This window comes from Microbulbifer sp. S227A (assembly GCF_049800935.1).
Genome location: NZ_JBNAFZ010000007.1, coordinates 60,717 through 86,391, shown reverse-complemented (window position 1 = coordinate 86,391; position 25,675 = coordinate 60,717). Strand labels below are relative to the sequence as shown.

24 protein-coding genes are annotated in these 25,675 nt (G+C 59.1%); 13 read left to right on the top strand and 11 right to left on the bottom strand.

All coding sequences use genetic code 11. The features are described 5' to 3' along the window. Positions 1 to 95: 95 nt before the first annotated feature. Positions 96 to 2,969 carry a TonB-dependent receptor plug domain-containing protein gene (locus tag ACP15R_RS16875; RefSeq protein ID WP_224867987.1) on the top strand — a complete coding sequence of 958 codons (2,874 nt, stop codon included), beginning with the start codon at positions 96 to 98 and terminating at the stop codon, positions 2,967 to 2,969. Positions 2,970 to 3,079: 110 nt separating this feature from the next. Here the strand turns inward: ACP15R_RS16875 and ACP15R_RS16870 are convergent, their stop codons facing one another. From ACP15R_RS16870 to ACP15R_RS16845, 6 genes are all read right to left on the bottom strand, one after another. Next, the gene (locus tag ACP15R_RS16870; RefSeq protein ID WP_224867988.1) at positions 3,080 to 4,699 is read right to left on the bottom strand and encodes an alkaline phosphatase; all 1,620 of its coding nucleotides are present in this window, start codon (positions 4,697 to 4,699) and stop codon (positions 3,080 to 3,082) included. A 130-nt stretch (positions 4,700 to 4,829) separates the two neighbouring features. After that, complete coding sequence (locus ACP15R_RS16865) at positions 4,830 to 5,207, bottom strand: gamma-butyrobetaine hydroxylase-like domain-containing protein (protein WP_224867989.1); 378 nt, start codon at positions 5,205 to 5,207, stop codon at positions 4,830 to 4,832. Between the two features lie 93 nt (positions 5,208 to 5,300). Next, positions 5,301 to 6,614 (bottom strand): ATP-dependent protease ATPase subunit HslU, encoded by a 1,314-nt coding sequence (hslU, locus tag ACP15R_RS16860; protein ID WP_224867990.1) that lies wholly within the window; start codon positions 6,612 to 6,614, stop codon positions 5,301 to 5,303. A 215-nt stretch (positions 6,615 to 6,829) separates the two neighbouring features. After that, positions 6,830 to 7,369, bottom strand: coding sequence for an ATP-dependent protease subunit HslV (hslV, locus tag ACP15R_RS16855; protein ID WP_010132036.1), 540 nt, complete (start codon positions 7,367 to 7,369; stop codon positions 6,830 to 6,832). Between the two features lie 99 nt (positions 7,370 to 7,468). Then, a complete protein-coding gene (locus ACP15R_RS16850; protein WP_224867991.1) occupies positions 7,469 to 8,035 on the bottom strand; it encodes an SPOR domain-containing protein in 567 nt (188 codons plus the stop codon). Positions 8,036 to 8,111: 76 nt separating this feature from the next. Continuing rightward, positions 8,112 to 10,346, bottom strand: a complete 2,235-nt coding sequence (locus tag ACP15R_RS16845; protein WP_263600987.1) for a primosomal protein N' — start codon at positions 10,344 to 10,346, stop codon at positions 8,112 to 8,114. 205 nt (positions 10,347 to 10,551) lie between these two features. Here ACP15R_RS16845 and rpmE point away from each other — a divergent pair, with 205 nt between their 5' ends. The 10 genes from rpmE (at position 10,552) to ACP15R_RS16795 (ending at position 18,328) form a co-directional block, all read left to right on the top strand. Further along, positions 10,552 to 10,764: a 50S ribosomal protein L31 gene (rpmE, locus tag ACP15R_RS16840; protein ID WP_010132044.1), complete on the top strand. Its 213-nt coding sequence runs from the start codon at positions 10,552 to 10,554 to the stop codon at positions 10,762 to 10,764. Between the two features lie 17 nt (positions 10,765 to 10,781). Beyond that, the gene (locus ACP15R_RS16835) at positions 10,782 to 11,624 is read left to right on the top strand and encodes a thermonuclease family protein (RefSeq protein ID WP_224867993.1); all 843 of its coding nucleotides are present in this window, start codon (positions 10,782 to 10,784) and stop codon (positions 11,622 to 11,624) included. A 310-nt stretch (positions 11,625 to 11,934) separates the two neighbouring features. Further along, positions 11,935 to 13,188, top strand: a complete 1,254-nt coding sequence (locus ACP15R_RS16830; RefSeq protein ID WP_224867994.1) for a malic enzyme-like NAD(P)-binding protein — start codon at positions 11,935 to 11,937, stop codon at positions 13,186 to 13,188. Between the two features lie 150 nt (positions 13,189 to 13,338). Next, entirely contained in the window at positions 13,339 to 13,710 is a 372-nt protein-coding gene (locus ACP15R_RS16825; RefSeq protein WP_224867995.1) for a hypothetical protein, read from the top strand. 171 nt (positions 13,711 to 13,881) lie between these two features. Further along, positions 13,882 to 15,471, top strand: a complete 1,590-nt coding sequence (gene gshA, locus ACP15R_RS16820; RefSeq protein WP_224867997.1) for a glutamate--cysteine ligase — start codon at positions 13,882 to 13,884, stop codon at positions 15,469 to 15,471. A 6-nt stretch (positions 15,472 to 15,477) separates the two neighbouring features. Beyond that, positions 15,478 to 16,068 carry an ACP phosphodiesterase gene (locus ACP15R_RS16815; protein ID WP_224867999.1) on the top strand — a complete coding sequence of 197 codons (591 nt, stop codon included), beginning with the start codon at positions 15,478 to 15,480 and terminating at the stop codon, positions 16,066 to 16,068. 15 nt (positions 16,069 to 16,083) lie between these two features. After that, on the top strand, positions 16,084 to 16,575 hold the full coding sequence (locus ACP15R_RS16810) for a disulfide bond formation protein B (RefSeq protein ID WP_224868001.1): 492 nt from the start codon (positions 16,084 to 16,086) through the stop codon (positions 16,573 to 16,575). A gap of 13 nt (positions 16,576 to 16,588) precedes the next feature. Next, positions 16,589 to 16,996 carry a CidA/LrgA family protein gene (locus ACP15R_RS16805; RefSeq protein WP_224868003.1) on the top strand — a complete coding sequence of 136 codons (408 nt, stop codon included), beginning with the start codon at positions 16,589 to 16,591 and terminating at the stop codon, positions 16,994 to 16,996. Then, entirely contained in the window at positions 16,986 to 17,744 is a 759-nt protein-coding gene (locus ACP15R_RS16800; protein ID WP_224868005.1) for an LrgB family protein, read from the top strand. Before ACP15R_RS16805 ends, ACP15R_RS16800 begins: the two co-directional genes overlap by 11 nt. A gap of 116 nt (positions 17,745 to 17,860) precedes the next feature. Next, positions 17,861 to 18,328, top strand: a complete 468-nt coding sequence (locus tag ACP15R_RS16795; protein WP_077407709.1) for an Rsd/AlgQ family anti-sigma factor — start codon at positions 17,861 to 17,863, stop codon at positions 18,326 to 18,328. Positions 18,329 to 18,458: 130 nt separating this feature from the next. Here the strand turns inward: ACP15R_RS16795 and ACP15R_RS16790 are convergent, their stop codons facing one another. Beyond that, the gene (locus tag ACP15R_RS16790) at positions 18,459 to 19,247 is read right to left on the bottom strand and encodes an FKBP-type peptidyl-prolyl cis-trans isomerase (RefSeq protein ID WP_224868006.1); all 789 of its coding nucleotides are present in this window, start codon (positions 19,245 to 19,247) and stop codon (positions 18,459 to 18,461) included. A gap of 527 nt (positions 19,248 to 19,774) precedes the next feature. Between ACP15R_RS16790 and ACP15R_RS16785 the strand changes: the two genes are divergently transcribed. Further along, complete coding sequence (locus ACP15R_RS16785; RefSeq protein WP_224868008.1) at positions 19,775 to 20,737, top strand: histidine kinase; 963 nt, start codon at positions 19,775 to 19,777, stop codon at positions 20,735 to 20,737. On the opposite strand, the gene ACP15R_RS16780 is transcribed toward ACP15R_RS16785, so the two are convergent. Then, positions 20,734 to 21,303, bottom strand: a complete 570-nt coding sequence (locus tag ACP15R_RS16780; protein WP_224868010.1) for a TIGR02444 family protein — start codon at positions 21,301 to 21,303, stop codon at positions 20,734 to 20,736. The genes ACP15R_RS16785 and ACP15R_RS16780 overlap by 4 nt on opposite strands. Positions 21,304 to 21,388: 85 nt before the next feature. On the opposite strand from ACP15R_RS16780, the gene ACP15R_RS16775 reads away from it, so the two are divergent. Further along, positions 21,389 to 23,302, top strand: coding sequence for an ATP-binding cassette domain-containing protein (locus tag ACP15R_RS16775; protein ID WP_224868012.1), 1,914 nt, complete (start codon positions 21,389 to 21,391; stop codon positions 23,300 to 23,302). A 29-nt stretch (positions 23,303 to 23,331) separates the two neighbouring features. Here the strand turns inward: ACP15R_RS16775 and ACP15R_RS16770 are convergent, their stop codons facing one another. The 3 genes from ACP15R_RS16770 to ACP15R_RS16760 all read right to left on the bottom strand — a co-directional run bounded on the left by ACP15R_RS16770 (position 23,332) and on the right by ACP15R_RS16760 (position 25,586). Further along, positions 23,332 to 24,159, bottom strand: coding sequence for an outer membrane beta-barrel protein (locus ACP15R_RS16770; protein WP_224868014.1), 828 nt, complete (start codon positions 24,157 to 24,159; stop codon positions 23,332 to 23,334). 89 nt (positions 24,160 to 24,248) lie between these two features. Further along, on the bottom strand, positions 24,249 to 24,986 hold the full coding sequence (gene trmB, locus ACP15R_RS16765) for a tRNA (guanosine(46)-N7)-methyltransferase TrmB (protein ID WP_224868016.1): 738 nt from the start codon (positions 24,984 to 24,986) through the stop codon (positions 24,249 to 24,251). A gap of 222 nt (positions 24,987 to 25,208) precedes the next feature. Next, entirely contained in the window at positions 25,209 to 25,586 is a 378-nt protein-coding gene (locus ACP15R_RS16760) for a DUF423 domain-containing protein (protein WP_224868018.1), read from the bottom strand. Positions 25,587 to 25,675 lie beyond the last annotated feature (89 nt).

Genomic DNA, 25,675 nt, shown 5'->3' with positions numbered 1-25,675 from the left:
AGTTATTGAGGGTACTTTCGTCCCATTCGTTACATATATACGGCACAAAATTCTGACTGCCGTTTTAGACCTATAAAATGCTTAGAGGGGAGATAATGAAAACTAATGCACTTTCTATGGCCATCCGCGGGGCCATTCTCGCTGCAGTTGGTGCAGCACCTGCATTTGCGCAGCAAGCCTCCGAACCGGCGGACGCTACCAGCATTGATGACGGAGCTATCGAGCAAGTAACTGTGACCGGCTCGCGTATCGCTCGCCCGAACGCAGTTAGCCCGACGCCTGTCACCTCTTTGACAGCTGAAGACATCAGCCTGAGCGGCGAGACCAACTTGGGTGACTTCCTCAACACCATGCCCGCACTGCGCTCCACGTTCTCCGGCCAAAACTCCGGTCGCTTCATCGGCACCGTAGGCTTGAACCTTTTGGACTTGCGTGGTCTCGGTACCTCTCGCACATTGGTGCTGCAAGATGGGCGCCGCCACATTTCCTCATCCATTGGTACATCCGCAGTGGACGTCAACACTATCCCAGAAGATCTGGTTGAGCGCGTCGACGTGATCACAGGTGGCGCTTCTGCTATCTACGGTGCGGATGCGGTATCTGGCGTAGTAAACTTCATCCTTAAAGACGACTTCGAAGGCGTCAAGGTCAGTGCTTTCGGCAGCGATACCGAACGTGGTGGTGCGGAAACTACTGAACTTTCTGTCACCTTCGGGCAGAACTTTTTAGATGGTCGCGCGAATATCGCTGGTAGCGTTCAGCACACCACTCGTGGTGATGTATACGGTACTGAACGTGACTGGATTACTAAAGGTTACGGCACTTTGGTAAACCCTGCCGATGTAGACCCCGACACCGGTGCAGTCATTCCTGACAATGGTGTGCCCGACAGAATCGTAGTCCAGGACTATCGCATTCCGTTTATCAGCGACAACGGTATCGCCTTCCTTCCTTACGGCGATTACACCTTTAATAATGACGGGACTGCACGTCCGGTGATCCCCGGTGATGTATGTGACATTAACGGCCGCTGCTCCGGTGGTGACGGCTACGCCTTTGTTGGCCAGTACCAAATGTACCCAAGTATGGATACGACTAATGTATTCCTGAAAGGCCACTTCGATATTTCTGACACCATGCAGCTATTCGGTGAAGCGAAATATGTAAATCATGAAGCAGAAAGCTGGGGACAGGCGAGTTTTAGCTACAACGGTTATTCGTCCACCAACCCATTCCTTGACAAAGACCTATCCGACCGCTTGGTAGCCGATGGAGTTCCTGCGTTTGGCATGTACCGTATGCATTCCGACTTGGGCTACCGCGGTGATTTGGCAGAGCGTGAGACCATGCGCTTTGTGACTGGCCTTAAAGGTGAACTGGGCGGTGGCTGGACCTATGAAACCAGCCTGGTATACGGCGAGTACAACGCCGATATTTTCTATGTAAACAACCGCTACAACGAACGTTTTGAACAAGCCATCGATGCTGTCGAACTTGACGGTGAAATTGTTTGTGCGGATGAAGAAGCTCGAGCGGCCGGCTGTCAGCCACTGAATATGTTCGGTTTCGGCCTGAACTCTCAAGAAGCCGTCGACTGGGTAATGCTCGACGACACCGGCTCTGTAGAGAAAATGACCCAAACCGTGGCCTCCGGCTTCGTAACCGGCGATTTGATCGATCTTCCTGCGGGCCCGCTGTCTGTAGTGGGTGGCTTTGAATATCGCGAAGAAACCAGCTTTGTTGATTTCGATGAAATCATCAAAAATGGCGATACATTCATGAATGCGTTAGCGTCCACCGATGGCGAATATGACGTTACAGAAGTTTTCGTCGAAGTATCTGCGCCTCTGCTCGCCGACCTGCCAGGTGTACAGAGCCTAATGTTTGATACCGCCTATCGCGCTGCAGACTACTCCACCGTAGGTAACACTGGTGCTTGGAAAGCGGGCCTTGACTGGACCATCATCGACGACGTGCGCGTTCGAGCCACCACTTCTCAGGCCGTACGTGCACCAAATATCGATGAGCTCTTCGCCCCGCTGGGTGAGAACTTCTATAACGTCAATGACCCCTGTGACTACCGCGAACTGGGTAGCGCACCTGACCCCGAGCTACGTCGTGCGAACTGTGCCGCTCTGGGACTGGCCGCAGATTATGAATCCCCCTGGAATGGCGGCCCGACCCTTGGCGGCTTCAGTGGCGGCAATCCTGATCTGATGGAAGAAACCGCAACCACTTTGACCTACGGCATGGTAATTACTCCACGCTTCGCCGACGGCCTTACCCTGACTGTGGACTACTGGGATATCGAAATCGAAGATGCGATTTCCTATTACAGCGGGCAGACCATTTTGGACAAGTGTGTTGACGGTGCTTCCATCAATAACGCTTTCTGCGGAAATATCGAGCGAGCCGCTAACGGTGACCTGACCTCTCTGACTAGCTCAGCTCTAAACGCCTCCAAGCTCACAGCACGCGGTGTGGACTACGAGCTACGTTACGACCTCGAACTGGCCGACCTGTTCAAGTCTGAATTCGGAAGCCTGAGCCTGGCTATACAGGGAACCCGCCTGCTCGAGCGCGACGATTTCTCGTTCCAGAACGAGCCTGATAGCGTCGATCCTGTAGCTGGCGAACTGGGTGACCCAGAAGATGCCTATAACATGAACGTTACCTACCGCTATGGCGACCTCTCCGTTAATTGGGGTCACCGTTACATTGGTGACCAGGCGCTGTACGACATCGGCCTAGAACGTCCAGAGGCTTCAGCTCCTAGCTACACAGGCGAAGTTCGCTACAACAGTCTGCGTACTAGCTATCTGTATCAGGATAAAGTCGAAGTATACGGCGGCATTAACAACTTGGAAGACAAAGAGCCACCAGCATTCCTGACTGGTACTGGTGGTGGCTCCGGCATGTATGACACCATGGGTCGCAGCTTCTACCTGGGTGCAAACTACACCTTCTAAAATAGACTCTTGATCGCAGCTTTTGACGCTGCAATAGAAAAGGGGCCATATGGCCCCTCTTATAGCCGCACTATACGTGCGGCTTTTTTATTTGTGCTTTTCGTATTGCTTTAAATCCCTTTTAGCAAACCGCCCGCGTGCACCATTACATGAAAAACAACATTCTGCTCTTTGGTACCGGTAAGCAGGTGCGCACCGGGGCCACGCGCCCAGACACCGACGTCCTCACCCCCGTGGGTTTCGCTATCCAATGGCACCAACGACTCCTGGTGGAAGCCGCTTAATTCTGTATCGATAGCGTGGAGATCGTGACGCCCCGCATTGACCGGATCATCGTAGCGATCGTCCGCATTGGCGCTGTCACCGAGATCGGCGAAGCCGAGGCCATTGGCGTAGCTAATGGTGGTGTAGGGCATACCGTCAGCCGCCAGCGATACGTTTTCCTTGGGCTCGCCGGTTTCGTCATTGCCGACCACCTTGCCCAGAATCGGGTTGCCGCGGGTGGGGTAGCCGGCGATGGTCATTACATGGCTGTGGTCGGCGGTAACTATGATCAGGGTGTCTTCGGCACTGGTGTTATCCATGGCCACCTGTACCGCGCGGGCCATTTCCACACCGTCGGTCAGCGCACTGTAGGCGCTGCCCGCATGGTGGCCGTGATCGATGCGGCCGGATTCGATCATGGCAAAATAGCCCTTGTCGTTTTTGCTCAGCAGTTCGATGGCTTTGGCGGTCATCTGTGACAGGGACGGCTCGCCGGCTTTGTCGTTCTTGCGATCCTCTTCGTAGCGCATGTGCGAGCTGGCAAACAGGCCGAGCAGCTTGTCGGTATCGGCTACCTCGAGTTGGTCGAACCCGGACTGGTCTTCGATATACACCGCTTCGGTGGTACCGTCGTTGTAGCGCGCCTTCCAGGCGTCGATCAGGTTGACACCATCCGTGCGCTTGCCGGACTTGCCCTCCAGGTCCTCCACCTCTTGCGGCAGGAAACTGCGACGGCCACCGCCCATGATCACGTCGATACCATCGCCGGCCGCCAGCTCCACCATCTGGGTGGCAATATCTTTGCAGCCTTCGGGAGCAGTGGCCTCCCAGCCGCGCTCCGGTACTTTCGCGTAGGTAGCGGCCGGTGTGGCGTGGGTGATGCGCGCGGTACTTACCACGCCGGTGCTCTTGCCGAGATTTTCCGCCAGCTCGAGCGCAGTGGTGAGTGGGCGCTGCAGGCTCGCCGCGCAATCTCCGCGGGCCACGGTCTCATCCACATTCAACACGCCAGCCTTGGTTTTCACCCCGGCCATCAGTGCGGTGGCAGTGCCAGCAGAGTCCGGTGTTTGCTGGTTGGTGTTGTAGGTTTTGCTCAGGCCGGCAAACGGCATGGTTTCAAAACTCAGCCGGTATTCCTCACCACTCTGGCCTGCCATCTGGCCGGCGAGAATGCGCATGGCGGTAACGGTGGAAATGCCCATGCCATCACCCACAAACAGAATGATGTTTTTGGCCGCACCGCGCTCATTGTTGATTACCACATTCTGGGCGTGCGCGAGTGCAGCCTGGCCATCCCGGTACCAGCTGCTGGTTTGCTGCGACTCGGGAAGCTGCGTCGACTGTGCCGCGGATTTACTGGACGATGGATTCGAGGAAGCACTCGGGGGGGTGTCAGGATCGCTACATGCAGCCACGGTCAGGCCGAAGGCGGTAACAAACGCGAGAGGGAGTCGATGAAATTGCATACTGTGCCCCGGTAAAAATTCGCCTACCGCCAGCCCAAGATAAAGGCTGAACAGTGGCGAGATGCTAAAGACTGGGGCGATAGTGTAGAGGATTTTGCGGACAGATTTGCTACTGACCTAGAGAGTAGATTCAGCCAATCAGTTTCACCGCACTCTCATCGGGGTCCCGGCCCTTGCTCTGGGCTTGCAACTGATTGAGGTAGCTTTGCCATTTTTCCTCTTGGGTATCGCACAGTTCGCGCAGGTAAGCCCAGGTGTATATGCCGCTATCGTGGCCATCGTCAAAAAAGATCTGTAGTGCGTAGCGTCCGGCCGCAGCGACCTTGTCGATGCCCACATGGATTTTCCCATCCACCAATGTACCGTCACTGGCGCCATGGCCGCGCACTTCGGCACTGGGCGAATAGACCCGCAGGTATTCGGCGGGCAGCACAAACTCTTTATCGGCGTATTGCAGGCAAAGGTTTTTTTCGGCCTTGTTCAGGCGAATTTTTTTCGGTGCGGACATGGCAAAACCAAGAGTCAGTCAGAAGCGAGCGGCAAACTACCGTGAGATACAGCGAGGGCCGCGCAATGCGGCCCTCACCGGTGACAAGGCGAATCAGAGAATAAAGCGCGACAGGTCTTCGTCTTTACTCAATTCACCCAGCTGTTTGTCGACATAAGCCGCATCGATGGTGATGGTGCTGTCGCCGTCACCGCCAGCGAAGGATATTTCTTCCAGCAGGCGCTCGAGCACCGTGTGCAGGCGGCGCGCACCGATATTCTCGGTGGTTTCGTTCACCTCGAAGGCAACTTCGGCGATACGCTGAATCCCGTCTTCGGAGAATTCCAGATTGACGCCCTCGGTGCCCAGCAGCGCCTTCTGCTGCTCGGTAAGCGAGGCAGAGGGCTCGGTGAGGATGCGCTGGAAGTCCTTGGAGGTCAGCGAGCTCAATTCCACGCGGATCGGCAGGCGGCCCTGCAGTTCGGGAATCAGGTCCGACGGCTTGGACAGGTGGAAGGCACCGGAGGCAATAAACAGAATGTGGTCTGTTTTGATCATGCCGTATTTGGTGGTGACGGTGCAGCCTTCGATCAGCGGCAGCAGGTCGCGCTGCACACCTTCGCGGGAGACATCGGCACCGCCACTTTCCTGGCGCTTGGCAACCTTGTCGATTTCATCGAGAAACACAATGCCGTTTTGCTCAGCGGAGCGAATGGCTTTGGTTTTGATTTCTTCGTCGTTAATCAGCTTGGCCGCTTCGTCGTCGGTCAGCTGCTTGAGCGCCTGCTTGACGGTGAGTTTGCGCTTCTGGGTTTTGCCTTTGGACATATTGGAGAACATGCCCTGCAGCTGGTTGGTCATTTCTTCCATGCCCGGGGGCGCCATGATTTCGACACCCATGGGGCTGGCGGAAACGTCGATCTCGATCTCCTTGTCGTCGAGCTCGCCTTCACGCAGCTTTTTGCGGAATACCTGGCGGGTGCCGGAGTCTTTTTCCAGCGGGTCGGTATTGCGTGCCGGTGGCAGCAGGGCGTCGAGCACGCGGTCTTCGGCGGCATCCATGGCCCGCTGTTTTACGCCTTCGGTGGCGCGCTCGCGCTCGAGCTTGATGGCCATTTCGACGAGGTCGCGGACGATGGATTCCACATCGCGGCCGACGTAGCCCACTTCGGTAAATTTGGTGGCTTCGACTTTGATAAACGGCGCGCCGGCAAGTTTGGCGAGGCGGCGGGCAATTTCGGTTTTGCCGACACCGGTGGGACCGATCATCAGGATATTTTTCGGGGTGATTTCCGCGCGCAGTTCTTCGCTGACCTGCATGCGGCGCCAGCGGTTGCGCAGGGCGATGGCCACCGCGCGCTTGGCGTCGTCCTGGCCGACGATATGACGGTCGAGTTCGTGAACGATTTCTCTTGGGGTCATGGACATGGTCTTTACTCGGATTCTTTTCGCTTCGTTCCCGCTTCTATGTGCTTTGAAGCTGGTGCGGTGGCGGCCGGGCACCGGGTAAAAGATTTCGAAATCGCTATAAATACATCCCTGTACGCTCCGGCGGCGACGTCCTGTCGCCGACGGTTTCGAAATCTTTTACCCGGTACCCGACCTTCAATTCATAGCTGAATACTTCGTTGCCAGTTTGGCGATCAGTAACTCAGCTCTTCAATCGTGTTGTTGTGGTTGGTGTACACACAAATGTCGCCGGCAATTTTTAAACCCTGCTCGACGATAGTGCGCGCATCCAGCTCGGTGTTATCCAGCAGCGCGCGCGCAGCGGACTGGGCGAAGGGGCCGCCGGAGCCGATGGCGATCAGGTCGTCTTCCGGCTGGATGACGTCGCCGTTACCAGTAACGATCAGGCTCGCGGTTTCGTCGGCCACGGCGAGCAGCGCTTCGAGGCGGCGCAGGGCACGGTCGGTACGCCAGTCTTTGGCGAGTTCGACGGCGGCGCGGGTGAGCTGGCCGTTGTGGGCCTGGAGCTTGGCTTCGAAGCGCTCGAACAGGGTGAAGGCGTCGGCGGTGCCGCCGGCAAATCCGGCGATGACCTTGTCGTTGTAGAGGCGGCGCACCTTGCGGGCGTTACCTTTCATGATGGTGTTGCCCATGGAGACTTGCCCGTCACCACCGATAACGACTTTGCCGTTGCGGCGGCAGGAGAGGATGGTTGTACCGCGATATTGTTCCACTGGTGCCTCTGCGTTTTGGATTCAGAAGCACTAAGTGTGGTCGGGAAGGGGGGATTTCAATGTTGCCCGGTAAAAACCGGGCAGTCGGAAAGGATTGGTTTATCCCTGCGCCGGGCGCTTGAGCACCAGCGGCATCAGGCGGTGCTCGGCGAGGACACTGCGGGCTTTGGCGACCTTGGAGCGGTTGGTGTATGGGCCGACGAGGACCCGATGCCAGGTGCCGCGGTTGTCGGTGGCGGATTCCACTTTGACGTCGAGGTTGGCGAGCATCAGCTGGGCACGCAGGCGCTCGGCTTCGGTTTTGTCGCGGAAACTGGCGGCCTGCAGGATATACACCAGGTCGGACTTGGGCTCGCTCTGCACCGGCGAATCTTCCGCGGGTTTTTCGCCGTCGCGCACCCGCACCTGCGGGTTTTTCGGCTCGGGGACTTTGACCTCGCTTTCTTCCAGCAGCTTGTAGAAGTCGAAACGCGGCTTGGATTCACCCGGGGCGGGCTTGTCAGCGGCGGGCTTTTCCGCGCGCTTGGCCACCTGCATCTGCCCGGTCTTGATGTCGTTCAGCAAAAACACAAACACCGCGAAGCCGCCGACAAAGTTGCCGAGTACAAACCAGACCCAGGCGGGCTTGCCGGAGGGTTGTGAGCGGCGGGTGTTGCGGCGGGCCATCGTGTTCTCTCAGTCTTTTATCTATTTGTGCAAGGCGGCAAATTGTAACGCCTGAACCCCGCGCTGTGTGCGGAATTTAGGACAGCTCCTGGGCATCCATGTCGATCGCCCAGCGCAACCGGCGGTTGCGATTGCCTTCCGCCCACTGGCTGAACTGCGCCAGTAGCTTTTGCAGCAGGCCGCGCTTTTCGGCGGTGATCTGCAGGTAGAAACGGAAGCGGCCGGACTTGCGCTCGAGCAGTGCCGGCACCGGCCCCAGGTACTGCAGCTCCGGCGACGGTGGTGCCAGGGCTTGCAGGTAGTCGCGGGCGTTTGCGAGAAATTCTTCCGCCCAGCGCGGCTCTTCGCACTCGGCGCGCACCAGCGCCATGGCGCGCAGGGGCGGCAGTTGGGCGATCTTGCGCTCGTCCATCAGCTGGCGAGCAAAGGCACCGTAGCCCTTATTCAGCAAAAGTTGCAGCAGTGGGTGTTCCGGGTAGCGGCTCTGCACCAGCACGTGCCCGGGCAGGTCGCCGCGCCCGGCGCGGCCGGCAACCTGCTCCAGCAGCTGGCCCATGCGCTCGGGGGCGCGGAAGTCGGCACTGAACAGGCCGCCGTCGGCGTCCTGAATCACCACCAGGGTAACTTTGGGCAGATGGTGGCCCTTGGCCAGCATCTGCGTACCCAACAATAAACAGGGTTCGCCGTTGCGCGCAGGCTCCAGTAGCTTGTCCAGCGCCTGCTTACTGGCGGTGGAATCGCGATCGACGCGAATCACCGGGAAATCCCGGAAACTGTGGGTAAGGAAGTCTTCACTGCGCTCGGTGCCGGCACCCAATGCGTTCAGGTTGCGGCTGTGGCACTGCGGGCAGCTGTGCACTTCGCGCATGCGGTAGTCACAGTGGTGACAGCGCAGATGGCGCTGGCGCCGGTGCAGGGTGAGCTTGGCGGAACAGTGCGGACAGTCGGCGAGCCAGCCGCAGTCGTCGCAGGTCAGCGCCGGCGAATAGCCACGGCGGTTGATAAACACCAGCGCCTGTTCACCGCGACGCAGGGTCTCACCGATATGCCGCAGCACCTGTGGCGCAAAGCCCTCCTGCAATTGCTGGTGCAGGATCGGCACCACACTGATTTGTGGAGGCTTGGCGTTGCCCGCGCGGTGGCGCAGGCGCAGGTGCTGATAGCGCCCGCTCAGCGCATTGTGCAGGCTCTCCAGTGAGGGGGTGGCGGAGCCCAGCAGCACCGGTACGTCGGCACTTTTCGCCAGCACCAGCGACAGGTCGCGGGCGGAGTAGCGCACCCCGTCCTGCTGCTTGAAGGAGCCATCGTGCTCCTCGTCGATCAGAATGATGCCGAGACGCGGCAGTGGGGTAAAAATTGCCGAGCGAGTGCCGATCACAATATCCGCCACGCCGCTGGCAGCAGACAGCCAGGCGCGCGCGCGTTCGCCATCGGCAAGCCCCGAGTGCAGGGCGGCAATACGAAAATCCGGGAAGCGCGCGGCGATGCGGCGCAGGGTTTGCGGGGTCAGCCCGATCTCCGGCACCAGCAGCAGGGCCTGCTTGCCGTCGTGCAGGGCGCGCTCCATCAGGCGCAGGTAGACCTCGGTCTTGCCGCTGCCGGTGGTGCCCTCCAGCAGCGAGGCACTGAATCCGGTGGCGGGCACCGAATCGATCACCTGGCGCTGCTCGTCATTCAATTCCGGGGCGGGGCGGGGCGCGACCTCTTCCAGCGGCGGTGGGGCCGTGGGCCCAGCCACCCAGTGCGCCAGGTTGCGCTCGATCAATGCCTTGCACACGCTGCTGTTGAGGCCGCGGGCGTTCAGCGCGGTGCGGCTCTGGCGACCCGAGCTGAGCAGCAATTGCAGCAGGGCCTGCTGTTTCTTGGCGCGCGCGAGTGCGGTCTCCGGCAGGCCCTTGCCCTCGGTGGTCAACTCCAGCCACTGCTCCGCCCAGTGGTCTGCGGGCTTGCCCCTGCGCAGGGCGACCGGCAGTGCCGCAGCATAGAGCTCGCCAATGGGCGCCTGGTAGTAGTCGGCCGCCCACTGCAGGAATTGGCGGCTGCGCGCATCGAAGATCGGCGCGGGGTCAATACAGGCGGTGGCCGGCTTGAGTTCGGTGTGGGAGGATTCCGCGGCTACCTCGACCAGCACGGCCACCAGATCCCGCTTGCCAAACGGCACCTGAAAGCGCTGCCCGGGCTGCAGATGCGCCGGATTCGCGCCCGCTGGCGGCAGGTAATCGAACACGCGGCGCAGGGGCACCGGCACTGCCAGGCGCAAAATGACCGATGGTTCTCTAGATTGGCTTTGCTCTGCCGCGACTAACCCCAACGCACGTATCTCCACTGCTCACTACTGCTGGTGCACTGATTGCACAAAGACGCGATGATAACGCAGAAGGTTCCGCTTGAATCGTCAGGCTAATCTGATAGTATGCGCCGACTTTTTAAACAGCCCGGGGATTTATCCCCTACACCAATGCCGATTCCGTGCTCAGCGACAAATGACTGGGTGGCGGTGTCGAAAAGAGGCAATCATGAAGACCGATATCCATCCGAACTACGCCGAAATTACCGCAACCTGCTCCTGTGGCAACACCTTCAAAATGGGTTCCACTCTGGGCAAAGACATCCAGCTCGACGTTTGCTCCAACTGCCACCCGTTCTACACCGGCAAGCAGAAGCAGGCGAGCACTGGCGGCCGCGTAGATCGCTTCAAGAAGCGTTTCGGCAGCCGCATCTCCAAGTAAGAGAAAGCGCTACCGAAATGTGCACCGGGAAGATTCGCTCTATCCCGGTTGCGACAAAAAAGACGCCCAGGACATTCCTCGGCGTCTTTTTTTGTGCCTGGCTGTTGGCGATCGCAACCCTGCAGGCGAATGCGGCCCGTGCTGACTGTGTACTAGGCGGCGCCGATGAGGTGGTGGGGCTCAAGCAGGTGATCGATGGCGATACCCTGCGCCTCGAAGACGGCCGCCGGGTGCGGCTGATCGGCGTCAATACGCCGGAGCTGGCCCACCGCAAACGCCCGGCTCAGCCCCTGGCCGAGGAGGCCAAGGATTTCACCGAACGCTTTCTCGCCGGCGGCGATCTGGAACTGGTCTACGACCGCGACCGCCGCGACAACCATGGCCGCGTCCTGGCCTACGTCTACAACCACCGCGGCGACAGCCTGGAATCTGCACTGCTGTCCGCCGGTCTCGCCTTCCATATTGCGGTGGCCCCCAACCTCGCACTTAGCGAATGCCTAGCCAGCCGCGAGCGCGAGGCGCGCCAGTACCAGCGCGGGGTCTGGTCACCGGGCGTATGGCCGGTAGTGACGGCTTCCCAGGTGCGCCCCGGCGATGGCGGTTTTGTGCTGCTTACCGGGCAAGTAACTAAGGCGCACCACAACCGATATATCTGGCTGGATCTGGATGGACCCGTGGCACTGCGGGTTGACCCCAGGAGTGCGCCATCCCTGAAACGGCAGAAGAACTGGCGCAATCGACAGCTGATGACGCGCGGTTGGCTGGTGGATCGCGGCGCAAAATACGCGGCCAAAAATCCCGGGCACAAACGCTGGTTTATCGCGGTGGACGCCGCAGAAACACTGGAATTTCTTCGCTAACTTTACCCACCGCCGCATTTACTTCACCCCCGTCGATTAGCGACCTTTTGGCGACCGCCAACCCCGTGACTCATTCATTCAATAAATACACATAAATCACGAAAACTATTTCATCTGTAACCAATTTTGGGGGTAGTATTAGTAAACCTATTTTGGAATGTCCGGTTTTGACCACCGTGGACGGATAGTCATCCCAATATTTCCACTATAGGCGCGCAAACTGCCCCACAATAAAATCAATACAGCTGCGGTAACCCGCGCCCGCTTGCAGAACACCGGGCGCTTTCAAGTACAAGAAGATGACACCCTGATGACCGACTCTCTACGCCAGGCAGCGCTCGACTACCATGCCTTGCCGACACCGGGCAAATTATCGGTGGAACTCACCACACCTGCAGAAACCCAGGAAGACCTCTCCCTCGCCTACAGCCCGGGAGTAGCGGAGCCGGTGCGCGAAATCGCCAAAGACCCGGAAGCCGCCTACCGCTATACCGGCAAGGGCAACCTGGTGGCGGTCATCTCCAACGGCAGCGCCATCCTCGGCCTCGGTAACCTGGGCCCGCTGGCATCCAAGCCGGTAATGGAGGGCAAGTCGCTATTATTTAAACGCTTTGCGAATATCAATTCCGTGGACATTGAAGTGGAAGCACCCAGCCCGGAGCGTTTTATCGAGACCGTCGCGGCCATCGCCAACACCTTCGGCGGCATCAACCTCGAAGACATCAAGGCGCCGGAGTGCTTCCACATTGAAGAGGCGCTGATCCAGCGCTGCTCGGTACCTATTTTCCACGACGATCAGCACGGCACCGCGATTGTGACCGTTGCCGGCATGTTGAACGCACTGGAAATCCAGGGAAAGAACATCGAAGACGCGCGTATCGTGTGCCTGGGCGCCGGTGCCGCCGCTACCGCCTGCTGCAAGTTATTGCTGTGCGCAGGCGCCAAGAAAGAACAGATCACCATGCTCGATAGCCGCGGTGTCATCCACTCCGGGCGCAGCGATATCAACGCCTACAAGGGCGAGTGGGCGCGGGATACCGAAATGCGCACCCTGGATGACGCCATCGAGGGTGCCGATGTGTTCCTCGGCGTGTCCGGGCCGGATCTGCTGTCTGCGGAACAGCTGGCACATATGGCCGACAAGCCGGTGGTGTTTGCCTGCTCCAACCCCAACCCGGAAATTGCCCCGGAGCTGGCGCACGCAACCCGCGACGACCTGATCATGGCCACCGGCCGTTCGGACTACCCGAACCAGGTAAACAACGTACTGTGCTTTCCGTTTATCTTCCGCGGTGCACTGGATGTGCGCGCCACCAGCATCAATGAGCACATGAAGCTTGCGGCCATTGAGGCGATCCGCAAGCTGGCGCGGGAAGAAGTGCCAGAAGAAGTGCGCGCGGGCTACGGTGGCGTGGAAATGGCATTTGGCCCTTCTTATATTCTGCCGAAGCCCACCGACCCCCGTCTGCTGCCAGAGGTGGCTGCAGCGGTGGCCCAGGCGGCGGTAGATAGCGGCGCCGCACGCCTGCCCTACCCAGAGCACTACCCGCTTAAGCCGGTGTAAATCCTGTCGATTCGGTCTATATCGGCCCGATCTTTAACCTATCCCGGTAGCGGTGGCGCTACCGGGTACGGATCCACTCCTCCAGTCCTTGAGCCTCCCCCCGAGCACCGCTACACTGGCTCCAATGTCTGAGCAGAGTTATCCCACCGCATGAGTCATGTCTATGTGCTGACCAATCAGCACCAGCAGTTTTTAAGTAAAGGCAACGATTGGATTGACGGCCGCGAGCACACCAAGCTGTTCCGCACCGAACACAAGGACGTCGCCATCAATCAGATGTTCGAGGCCAACACCCGCGACGTTTCCCTGCGCATCGAGCTGCTGGAATGCAAGCTGGACACCAAACGCCAGCCGCTGGTGCCCGAGGACGCGCTCAGCGAAGCGCCGCTCGAGGCCGACGTCGATCCCGAACCAGCACCGGCAACCGACGAACCTACAGAAGCTGCGGAACCCGCAGCGGATGCGGCGGCCAAGCTGGAGAGCAGCGAGCCGCCCTCTGAACCCGTTGCCCCACAGGCCTGAGCCAACGACCTGAAATTCCCCAACCAGGCGAGACCCGAGGACAATGCCTCGGGTTTGCCGCTTGAGATCACCGGGGATGCCCCCATTTAAGCCGGACGCCGTTTGGCGGATTCATCAGCGCGCCACAGTTAGCGCACTTGGTATGCAGCCGGCAGCCCACAGGAGATACCCTTGCCCACGTTCAACCTGGCCGAACTGGCCAAGCCAGAAGGCTTAGACCTGCTCAAGGGCATTCGCCGTGGTATTGAAAAGGAAGGCCTGCGGGTCACCCCGGAAGGCGAACTGGCACAGACAGACCATCCGCACGGGCTCGGCTCCGCACTCAGCCACGAGTGCATCACCACCGATTTCTCTGAAGCGCTGCTGGAATTTATTACCCCGCCGGTGGCCACGCCCGAACAGGCCCTGGAAAAACTCGACCAGATCCACCGCTTTACCTACAGCCAGATCGGCGACGAGCGCCTGTGGGTCAACAGCATGCCCGGCCGCATCGGCCGCGATGAAGATATCCCGGTCGCGCGCTATGGCAGCTCCCACAGCGGCACCATGAAGACTATTTACCGCCTTGGTCTGGGCCTGCGCTACGGCCGCGCCATGCAGACCATTGCCGGTATCCATTACAACTTTTCCCTGCCGGATACCTTCTGGCAGTGGCTGCAGGCCAAAGAAAACAGCAGTGAGTCGCTGCAGGACTTTAAGACCCGCCGCTACTTCGACCTGATCCGCAATTTCCGCCGCCAGTACTGGCTGCTGATCCACCTGTTTGGCGCGGCGCCGGCGGTGTGCGGCACCTTCGTGCAGGATCGCGAGCACAAGCTGCAGCCCTTCAACGGTGACGGCCGCAGCCTGTTCGCACCCAACTCAACTTCCCTGCGCATGGGCGACCTGGGTTACACCAGCGATGCACAGAAGTCCCTGATCGTCTGTTACAACGATCTGCCGAGCTACCTGTCCACCCTGTGTGCCGCCATCTCCAAACCCTATCCGGCCTACCACGAGCTGGGGGTCAAGGATGCCGAGGGCCACTACCAGCAGCTGTCCACCGGCCTGCTGCAGATCGAAAATGAGTTCTACTCACCGATCCGCCCGAAAAACCCTGCCGGGATGGGCGAGACCGCACTCTCGGCACTGGATGCCCGCGGGGTGGAATACATTGAAGTGCGCTGCCTGGACCTGAACCCGTTTGTGCCGCTGGGCATCGAAGCACCGCAAATGCGCTTCCTCGATGCGTTCCTGCTGCACTGCCTGCTCAGCGACAGCCCGCAGACCGACGAAGCCGACTACCGCGCGGTGCAGGAAAACCTGTCGCGTATCGTCTACCAGGGTCGCGACCCGCAAATGCAACTTATCCACAACGGCGGCGAGCGCAAACTGACCGACTGGGCCAACGAGCTGCTCGACCAGATTACGCCGCTGGCGGAACTGCTGGACAGCGCCTGGCAGAGCGAAGATTACGCGCGCGCTGTGGACGTCCAGCGCGACAAGATTAGCGGCAAGACCCTCACCCCGGCGGCGCACATGCTGGCGGAGATGCACGAACACGGGCAGACCTTCTTCCAGTGGGCCAAAGACAAGGCCGAACAACACCGCGAGTATTTCATCGACCGTCCATTGAACGATGAAGAGCAGGCCGAGTTCGAGCGCCTGGCAGAAGAGTCGCGACAGAAACAAAAAGCGGTGGAAGACGCGGACACCGGGACCTTCGAAGACTTCCTTGGCAAGTACTACGCCCAGTATGTGTTCTGCCACAAAGACCTCTGAGCACCGATGAATTACCTCGCCCACCTGCTGCTCTCCGGCCCGGATCCGGACTGGCAACTGGGCGGTTTGCTCGGGGACTTTGTCAAAGGCCCGCTTACCGGCGCCCGCCCCCAATCCATTGAAGACGGCATGCGCCTGCACCGGCGCATCGACCTGCTGAGTGACCAGCACCCTGCCTTTCTAAGCGCGCTCACGCGTCTCGGCCCCGGGTGGCGACGCCTGGGCGGCATTGCGCTGGATATCTGGTTCGACCACCTGCTCGCCAACAGCTGGGAGCAGTGGCATCCCCACCCCCTGGAAACCTTTTCCCAACAGTGCTGGTCCAACTTCCGCGAGCGCCAACAGTGGATCCCAGAAAACGCACAAACGTTTATTCAACGCGCCGAGCAATTTAAACTGCTCCCCGGCTACCGCGAGGTCGATGTGATCCAACGCACCCTCGAACGGGTCGGTCAGCGTCTGCGACGCCCGCAACCCCTGGTCGACATGCTGCCCCTGCTGGAACGCGACCGCCGCGCACTGGAGCAGGAATTTCAGCAGCTGTTTGCCGACCTGAGCCAACAGGCCGAACGTTTCCGCCAACAAGTTAACGAATAAATACCGGAAGACACCATGACCCTGCCAAGCCCGCGCACCACGTTTTTACTGATGTTCCTCGCCGTTATATTCGTACTCGGTGTGGCGTTCTATATGGAATACGCGATGGGCCTCGAACCCTGTCCACTGTGTATCACCCAGCGGGTCATGTTCCTCGGTGTCGGCATCACCTCGCTGATAGCTTTCCTGCACAACCCTGCCAGTATCGGCCGCCGCATCTACGGATTTGTCGTCTCCCTGTGGGCACTGGGTGGCCTCTACTTCTCCGGCCGCCAACTGTGGCTGCAGAGCTTGCCGGAAGACGAAGTACCGGCGTGTGGCCCCGGTATCAGCTACATGGTCGAAGTGTTCCCCATGGCCGAAGTGATCAAAACCCTGCTGACCGGCGACGGCAACTGCGCCGAGGTGCACTGGACCTTTCTGGGGCTGTCCATTCCCGGATGGGCCGCGGTGGGCTTTGTGGGCCTGATCCTGTTTGGCCTGTGGCAGGCGTTCCGCAAGGGCTGACCGAACCTTCACCATGCCCTCCGAATCGAAATCGTGGCCCGGCAAAGCACTGCACTGGTTGCTGGGCGCGGGACTACTGCTGACGTTTGACTTCGCCGGTCGCGCGCTGGCCGCGAGTTTGTCGCTGTCGGTACCCGGTCCGGTACTGGGAATGCTGCTATTGCTGCTTGTACTGATGCTCTACGGGCGCGTGCCCTATGGCTTGGGCATGGTGGCTGAGCAGATACTGCGTCTGCTGGTACTGATTTTGCTGCCCGCCACTGTGGGCATCTATTTTCTACGGGACCTCTCTGGCGGCGACTGGTTTGCGCTGATTGCGGCGATGGTGATCGGCACTCTGATCAGCCTGACGCTCACCGCACTGCTGTTAAACCACCTGATTCAGCGACGCGCCCGCCGCCGAGGTGATCATGGGCAGTGAAATGCGCAACCTGTGGTTACAGTGGCTGTCCCAGCTGGAGCAGGTTGCGAGTGGTTTTCTGCAACCGCTATCCGCTGCCCACCCACTGGTGATACTGCCGTTGAACATCGCGGGCTTCTGGCTGGCACTGAAAATCTACCGACGCACCGGTACGCCAATCCTGCACCCGGTGGTGGGCGGCAGCCTGCTGGTGTTTGCGGGGCTATTGCTGCTCGGCGTCGACTTTGCCGGCTATCAGCAGGGCAGCGGCTTACTGTATCTGTTACTGGGCCCCGCGGTGGTCGCCCTCGCCATTCCCCTCAAACAAAATCTGGTCATGGTACGGCGCGCGGGCTGGCCGCTGATGCTTGGGCTGCTAGTGGGCGCCGTGCTGGCGCCACTGGTCGCGGTGGTCATCGCACTACTGCTCGGTGGCAGTCACATGGTACTGGTTGCGCTGGCCACCAAGTCCGTGACTACGCCCGTAGCCCTCGCACTCACCGAACAGATGAACGGTATTCACAGCCTCGCCGCGGGCGTGGTGGCCTTTACCGGGATTGTCGGCGCGGTGTTTGGTCCCTCCCTTATGCGGTTGCTGGGTGTCCACGACGAACGGGTTACCGGTTTCACCCTCGGCATCAACGCCCACGCCATCGGCACCGTACGCGCCCTGGAGGTCAGCGCCCTGTGCGGCGCCTTTTCCGCACTGGCCATGGGTTTGTGCGGCGCGCTGACCGCATTGCTGTTACCGGTTCTCACCTCGGCCTAGCAAAAACCAGACGTCCGTCCCGTTCCAGTTTTTTTCCGGCGCCCGCCTTGCCCACGGCGGGAGAAGCTTCTACATTCGTATGAGCAGTTGTAAAAGACACAAAAGGAAACTTGGAGATGTTGGAGAACTGTAAGAATGCGCAAGAGCGCTGGGGCGGCGTCAGCCAGATTATTGACCGCTGGCTGCAATCCCGTCAGGCGCTGCTGGTAAGCTTTTGCCAGCTGTCGGACCACAAGGAGTTTTCCGATGGCGACAAGGCCGCGGAGACCAGTGTCCGCACCCTGTGCCAGCAGCTGGTGGACTATGTCTCGGCCGGCCACTTTGAGGTCTACGATCAGTTGATACAGGAAGGCCAGGCCTTTGGTGACACCGAAGGGTTACAGCAGGCCAAAGCGCTGTACCGGGAGATTGATGGCACCACCGATGTCGCTGTCGACTTCAACGACAAGTACCAGGAAACCGATGACCTCAGTGCGCTGGTACAGGATCTGTCAGAGCTGGGCGTCGCGCTGGAAACCCGTTTTGCCGCGGAAGACCGCATGATCGATACCCTGCACACCGCGCACAAAAACCAGCTGGCCTGATCACACTATCTCGTGTGTACCAGCACGTGAAATAACTCTACGCACCAAAATGCGTCAGTAATAAAAAAGGGGCCCGCAGGCCCCTTTTTTGATCAGCGCGCAACCGCGCAACTTGGTAACCGATGTGCGATTACTCGGTTCCCTGATCTTCCTCAACCGCCTCTTTCTCTGCAGCAGCTTCGTCACTATTGGCGTCGGCCTTATGCAGCTCCACTTCAAAAATCAGGGTCGCGTTCGGGCCGATCAGACCACCGGCACCGCCCGGACCATAGGCCAGCTCAGAAGGAATGTAGAGCTCCCATTTCGCGCCCTGCTTCATCAGCTGCAGTGCTTCGGTCCAACCCTTGATCACGCCATTCACCGGGAACTGAACCGGCTTGCCGTTCTTGTAGGAGCTGTCGAACTCGGTGCCATCAATCAGCGTGCCCTTGTAGTCCACTTCAACAACGCTGGTTTCGCTGGGGCTCGGTCCGGTACCTTCGGTAATCACCTTGTACTGCAGGCCGGAATCGGTGGTCTGTACGCCGTCTTTCTTGGCGTTTTCTTCCAGGAACTTCTTACCTTCTTCCAGGTTCTTATCCGCCGACGCTTTGAAGTCAGATTCCTGCTTCTCCATCAGCTCTTTTTGCTTGGCCTGCATGTTTTCCTGGAATACCTGGATCACTTTTTGCTTTTCTTCCTGGCTCAGGCGGGACTCGCGACCGCTAGCGACATCTTGCAGCGCCATGGCAACAATTGACGGGTCCAGGGCGACTTCCTGGCTCTTGAGGCGGTTAGCCATATCTTCAGCGATGATATAGCTGACCTTCTGCTCCTGGGTTTCCAGTTTGACGTCTGCAGAACCGGCAGACTCCTGCTTGTTACAACCGACCAGTGCAATACCCAACGCAATCGCAGCAGCCAAAGAAGTTTTATTCATGAGAGTTGTCTCTTTATTTCCGTGAAACATTGTAAATAGCGATGGCGAGCACCGGTATTAATCGAGCAGGTCCTGTATTCCCTGCCTATGCCGCTGTTGTACACCCTGACACCCAGGTGCATTGTGCGGCAGATCACAGTATCGCAAGCCGGACCGCAGCGAACGGCAAGTCTAACCCATGCGCGAACGACCTGCACACCACCATACTCTTATCGCATTCGCTGCATCGGACAGCGATTCTTCGCGGTTGTTTCATTTTGCTGACAGGCGCAATTCGGGCTGAGGGTATGCTGGAAATTTGAAAGCCTTATGCCGCAGTTATTAAAAAGTTAAAAAATCCTGTGTGCTGCAGGGATGCACGAAGCAAATAACAGCGCTATTATCAGCGTTAGACCTCGACTTTTTTCTCCGGCAGAGAGGTGGTTCTGTCACACCGAGATATCTTGGGGGATGTCTTGGGGAGAGTCATCGGGGCCCCCTTTTAATAACGATTTTCACAACCCGTTCCAACCGCAGGATATTGAATCATGGCCGCCAAACGCAAAGCCGCTGTTTCCATTGACGCTCTTGAAAAACAGATCGCCAAGATCGCCACCCAAATTGAAAAAGCACGAGCCAAGGAAGTGGCCGATGCCGATAAGGCCCTGAAGAAAGCCACGAAAGATGCCGACAAGGCCAAGACTCAGGTAGCCAAGGCCAAAGCCAAAGTCGCGACTGCCCGCGCTGCCGGCGCCAAGGCAAAGACCCCGGCCGCCAAGGCCTCTGCCAAGAAGAAAGCCGACGCAGCCAAGTCTGCGCTGGCCAAGGTAGAAAAGCTTGCCAAGGAAGCCATGGTAGCGCTGAGCGGAAGCAAGGCCGCTGCCGCAGCCGCCAAGCTGTCCGACAAGACTGCAAAAGCCGTGAAGAAAGCCGGTGATGCGGCGGCCAAAAAAGTGCAGGCCGCGAGCAAGCCGAAAAAGAAAAAAGCGGCAGCCAAGAAAGCGACTGCTAGCAAGCCGGCCGCCGAGAAGAAAGCTGTAGCCAAAAAGGCCACAGTGAAGAAGGCGGCAACCAAGAAAGCCCCAGCCAAGAAAGCGACAGCGAAAAAAGCAGCCCCTAAAAAAGCTGCACCGAAGAAAGCCGCAACCAAGAAGGTCGCCGCAAAACCTGCAGCTAAGCCAGCCGCCAAAAAGGCCGCACCGAAGAAGCCGTCAAAAAAGCCTGCAGTAGACAAATCTAACGGCGCCGCCGCGAAACCGGCCGCTCAGCCAGCGCCAGCCGCCGCGCCCGCAGCCGCGCCCGCAGCCGCTCCAGTAAGCGCATCTCCGGCACCGGTAATGAGCAAAACATCAGAGCCGAAGCCCGAACCGAAACCAATGGTACCCGAGTCCAGCGCTGCGGCCGCGACCCCGGTAACCCCAAGCATCACCCCAAGCACGCCGGCCAAGAGCCTGTTTTCCACTGAGGAAAATCCGCACTACGGCCCTGAGGAGCACAAGCACAAGAGCTAACTTGTGCGATCACCGGCTCCTTCATTGCCCAAGCCTGAGCCTGCTGCACGCGTGCTAGCGTTATAGGCATCTTGAGAGCTATAGGCATCGATCAGGCCCGCCCAGCGGGCCTGATCTTTTTGCATCAGACCATATTGTTCTCCGGCCAACGCCAGCGGTGAGCGCGTCTCCGGCCAGGTTTCTCCATTCAGCTTCCACAACGCGGCCAACTGGCGCTGCTCCATGCGAATCTCATTGCGCTTGCACCATTCGTATAGCCGGCTCTGCTTGTTAATACGCCCTACAAAGCGGCGCAGGTTGCGCACGGTATTGATCATGCGACGCCGCGGCGCCAACCCCCGATCCGCCACTCGCCAGCTTTCGTGACTCAGTTGGCGACCACAGGCGCAGGTGTAACTGGCCCACAACATCAGACATACGTCCGCCCCTTTGCTGTCCTGACACTCCAGCAGGAAGTCGGCCACCGACGGCTGGCGATAAAACTCGAGACTGAAATCCCACAGGGGGTTCTGCAAAGGCGAATTTGACGGAGAGTGCGGCGGTGATGGAGGTGCGGTTTCTGTCACGATAGAATCCCGGCGAAATTGTTATGCGACGACATTGTTATGGGGATAGCCTAGTCAATATCGCGCGAAATCAAAGAGGTTTCCATTGATCAATCTGCAAGGGGTGTCGCTGCAAGTGGGCGGGCGCGACCTGCTCAACGACGCCAGCTGCCGCATCTTCCCCGGCCACAAGGTCGGCATCATCGGTGCCAACGGCTGCGGCAAATCCACCCTGTTCAAGATGTTGCTGAAGCAGCAGGAGAGCGACGCGGGCAGTGTCGAAGTCCCGGCGGGCTGGGAAATTGCGCATATGGCCCAGGAGGTGTCGGCCAGTGACCGCAGCGCCCTGGACTACGCGCTGGACGGTGACCACCGCCTGCGCGAGCTACAGCAGGCGCTGGAAGCCGCAGAGGCCGATGGCAGCGACGGCAAGCGCATTGGCGAACTGCACGAGCGCATGGCCGCAATCGACGGCTATTCGGGCCCGGCGCGCGCCGCGCAGCTGTTGGATGGCCTGGGCTTCTCCCATGCCGATCAGCAGCGTCCGGTGCAGAGCTTCTCCGGTGGCTGGCGTATTCGTTTAAACCTGGCGCGCGCACTGATGTGCCCGGCTGACCTGTTGCTGCTCGACGAACCCACCAACCACCTGGATCTGGATGCCACCCTGTGGCTGGAGCAGTGGCTGCAACGCTTCCCCGGTACCCTGCTAATCATCTCGCACGACCGGGATTTCCTGGACGCGGTGGTGGACGGCATTATCAGCTTCGAACAGCAGGATCTGGTACTCTACAGCGGCAACTACACCGCGTTTGAGCGGGCCCGTGCCGAGCGCCTGGCACAGCAGCAAATTCAATACGAGAAGCAGCAGGCCCAGCGCGCACATATGGAAGATTTCGTGCGTCGCTTCCGCGCAAAGGCGACCAAGGCCAAGCAGGCCCAGAGCCGCCTGAAGGCGCTCGACCGCATGGCCGAGATCGCCCCGGCGCATGTAGACTCACCATTCCGTTTCCGCCTGCCGGCTTCCGAGAAAGTTTCCAACCCACTGGTGGATCTGCGCGAGGCGGAAATCGGTTACCCCGACAAAACCATTCTGCCGCGCGTGGAAATGGGCATTCAGCCCGGTCGACGCATCGGCCTGCTGGGCCCCAACGGCGCCGGTAAATCCTCACTGATCAAAACCCTCGCCGGCGAGCTGCCGCTGCTCAGTGGCGAGCGCCAGTGCGGCGAGCACCTGAAGATCGGTTACTTTGCCCAGCACCAGCTGGAAGCGCTGGATTCCAAGGCCTCACCCATACTGCACGTACAGCGGCTGTCGCCGGATGCCAGCGAACAGGAACTGCGCGACTTTTTGGGTGGCTACGGCTTTATCGGCGACCGGGTATTCGAACCGGTGGGCGGTTTTTCCGGCGGTGAAAAAGCCCGCGTGGCGCTGGCACTGCTGGCGTGGCAGAAACCCAACCTGTTGCTGCTGGACGAACCGACCAACCACCTGGACCTGGAAATGCGCCATGCACTGACGCTGGCGCTGGCGGAGTTCCCGGGGGCGGTCATTCTGGTATCGCACGATCGCCACCTGCTGGCGAACACCACTGACGAGTTTATTCTGGTGGCAGACGGCCGCGCCGAACCCTTCGACGGCGACCTGGATGATTACAAACAGTGGTTGCTGGCGTTCAAGCGTGAAGAAAAACGTCAGTCCGGAAATGACGCGCCGAGTACCGACGACAAGCCCGCCGAAGACAAGAAGGCCCAGCGGCGCGCGGCCGCAGCCCTGCGCGAGCAACTCAAGCCGTTGACCAACAAGCTCAAAAGTATCGAGCAGAAGATGGCCAAGGCGGAAAAGGAAGTACAGCGGCTGGAAGAGAAACTCGCGGATGAAGATCTCTACAGCGGTGGCCGCCAGGATGAAATTACCCAATTGACCAAAGCGCAGGGCGAGGCGCGGGAAAGCCTGGAAGAACTGGAAATGGCGTGGCTGGAAGTCTCCGAGGCACTGGAGGCAGCGCGCTCGGGTAGTTAACACGCTGACCCGATACGACCCCTGCGCGGCTATTTCGACATTTCGTAGGGGTCGTAGCCTTCGCGCGGGCAGCCATCTTCATTGACCGCCATGCCCATGGGCGTATTCGGGCAGAGGTCGAGATAGTCCGGTATGCCATCGCCATCGGTGTCGATGGGACAGCCGCGAACATCCACATCGATACCTGGCGGTGTCTGCGGGCATTCGTCGGCGTCGTCATAGACGCCGTCACCATCGCGATCGTAAATTGCCACCGGGTCCTCGCCCCATTGGTAGCCGATCGACATACTCACATAGGCGTCGAGCCCACTTTCTTCCACACCCTGGAACCCCCGTGCATCGCCGCGCACTTGCCAGCGCGGGTGGAGACGGTACTTCACGCCCATGCCAAAGTTGACCATGGTCTGGCGGCGGTACCAGTCAAACGGGTAGCCGAAAGTGTCCTCGTCGATACGCAACTCGCCAATCCCCGCCACCACATAGGGCTGCCAGTCGTAGTTACCGCAAAAGCGTCCGGCAAATTGATACAGCAGGTCGAGATGGTAATTCTGCACCTCGACATCCTCAAACGTATCCTGCACGTCGACGCTGAAGTAGTTGTAAACCCCTTCAAGAGCCCAGCGATCGGTAACGTTGTAACCAAAGCCGATACCGCCACCGGCGCGATCGTCCAGCTCAAATCCGAAGTAGGGGGTGCCATCGAGGCGCTGGTCGTCAAACCAGTAATAGCCGCCATTGAGATACAGGTTGAGGGTGCCTTCCGCATCGGACACGGCCTGGCCACTGGACAGGAGCAGGGCGCCGCCAAGCAGCAGCGTGCGCAGGAATTTGCGGGCGGTGGTGGGGCTTGTTGTCATTGTTGCTCCGGAGCATCCATTTACCGGTAGACACAAGATAGCACAGCGAACCGCGGCCCATTTCCCCCGCGGCTCGCTATATTGTCGGCTTATTTTCTTTTGTACAGCAGGTCCCACACACCGTGGCCAAGACGCTCACCGCGGCGCTCGAATTTGGTCTGCGGACGGAATTCCGGGCGCGGGGCGTATTGCCCTTTACCGGCGGCATTCTCCAGCATGTCCTCGGCTTCGAGCACTTCGAGCATTTGCTCGGCGTAGTTTTCCCAGTCGGTGGCCATGTGCATCAGCGCGCCGGGTTTGAGCTTGCTACACAGCAGTTTCACGAACTCGGGCTGCACGATACGGCGCTTGTTGTGCTTTTTCTTGTGCCACGGATCGGGGAAGTACAGCTGGAAACGATCCAGGCTGGCGTCGGGAATACAGTCGTTCAGCACGTCGATGGCGTCGGCCATATACACGCGCAGGTTTTTGACCTCTTCCTTGCCGGCATTGTTAATCAGACGGCCGACACCCGGTGGATGCACTTCGATGCCAATAAAGTGTTTATCCTGCTCGGCCTTGGTCATTTCCAGCAGGGAATCGCCCATGCCGAATCCAATTTCCAATACCACAGGGGCCTCGGCACCGAAAACCTCTGCCGGGTTGATCGCGCCGTCGTAAAGAGACAGGCCAAACGTGCCCCAGTAGTTATCAAACGCGTTGCGCTGACCTTCGGTCATACGCCCGCCGCGGATCACGTAGCTACGGATGGATTTCTTTTTGAACTCGGTGCGGTAGGGAAATTCTTCTTCCTCACCCACTTGTTCGTTGTTTGGCTCTTCTTGCATCTTTACCTCTGGGCTACGTAGCTTTTTTCGAGTGCGTCGTAGCAAGTTCTAGGGCGGTCAAGCACCGGGTATACGTTTTCAGAACCAGGCTAGGCGCCCCCCTGTGAACCCATCCATGGGCGTTGCGGCGGCGACGTCCTGTCGCCGACGCTTCTGAAAACTTATACCCGGCACTTGGCCTTCAATTCATGTTTCTGTGTTCTTACCACCTTGGGTTGGTGGTTATTTTGAATAATTTAAGGCGGCGACAAACAGGGCTATCCAGCCTCCGATCATCAATGTGCCACCAAGTGGTGTGATTGGTCCGAGGATTCTCGGTCCACCAAAGGTCAGGCCGTAAAGGCTGCCTGAGAAAAATAAAATGCCAACCGCAAAAAGCGCGCCGCTCACAATCAGTGAGGTTTTTGCACCAATTTGCTGGATCAAAATAGCCACGGCAATCAGTGCGAGCGCGTGTATCATCTGATAGTGCACGCCGGTTTTGTAGGCTTCCAATAGATTTTCCGCGACCTTGTCACGCAGCCCATGAGCGCCAAAGGCGCCGAGGATAACGCCGGTGCCACCAAAAAATGCGGCCAGCAATAAATACAATTTAGCCATCAGGGTTTTCCTTTCCAATCGGCAATCGAATTACAGGGGTCGCTGCGAAGGGGAGGTGCCGGGTGCTGCTTTTTGAAAGCGTCGGCGAC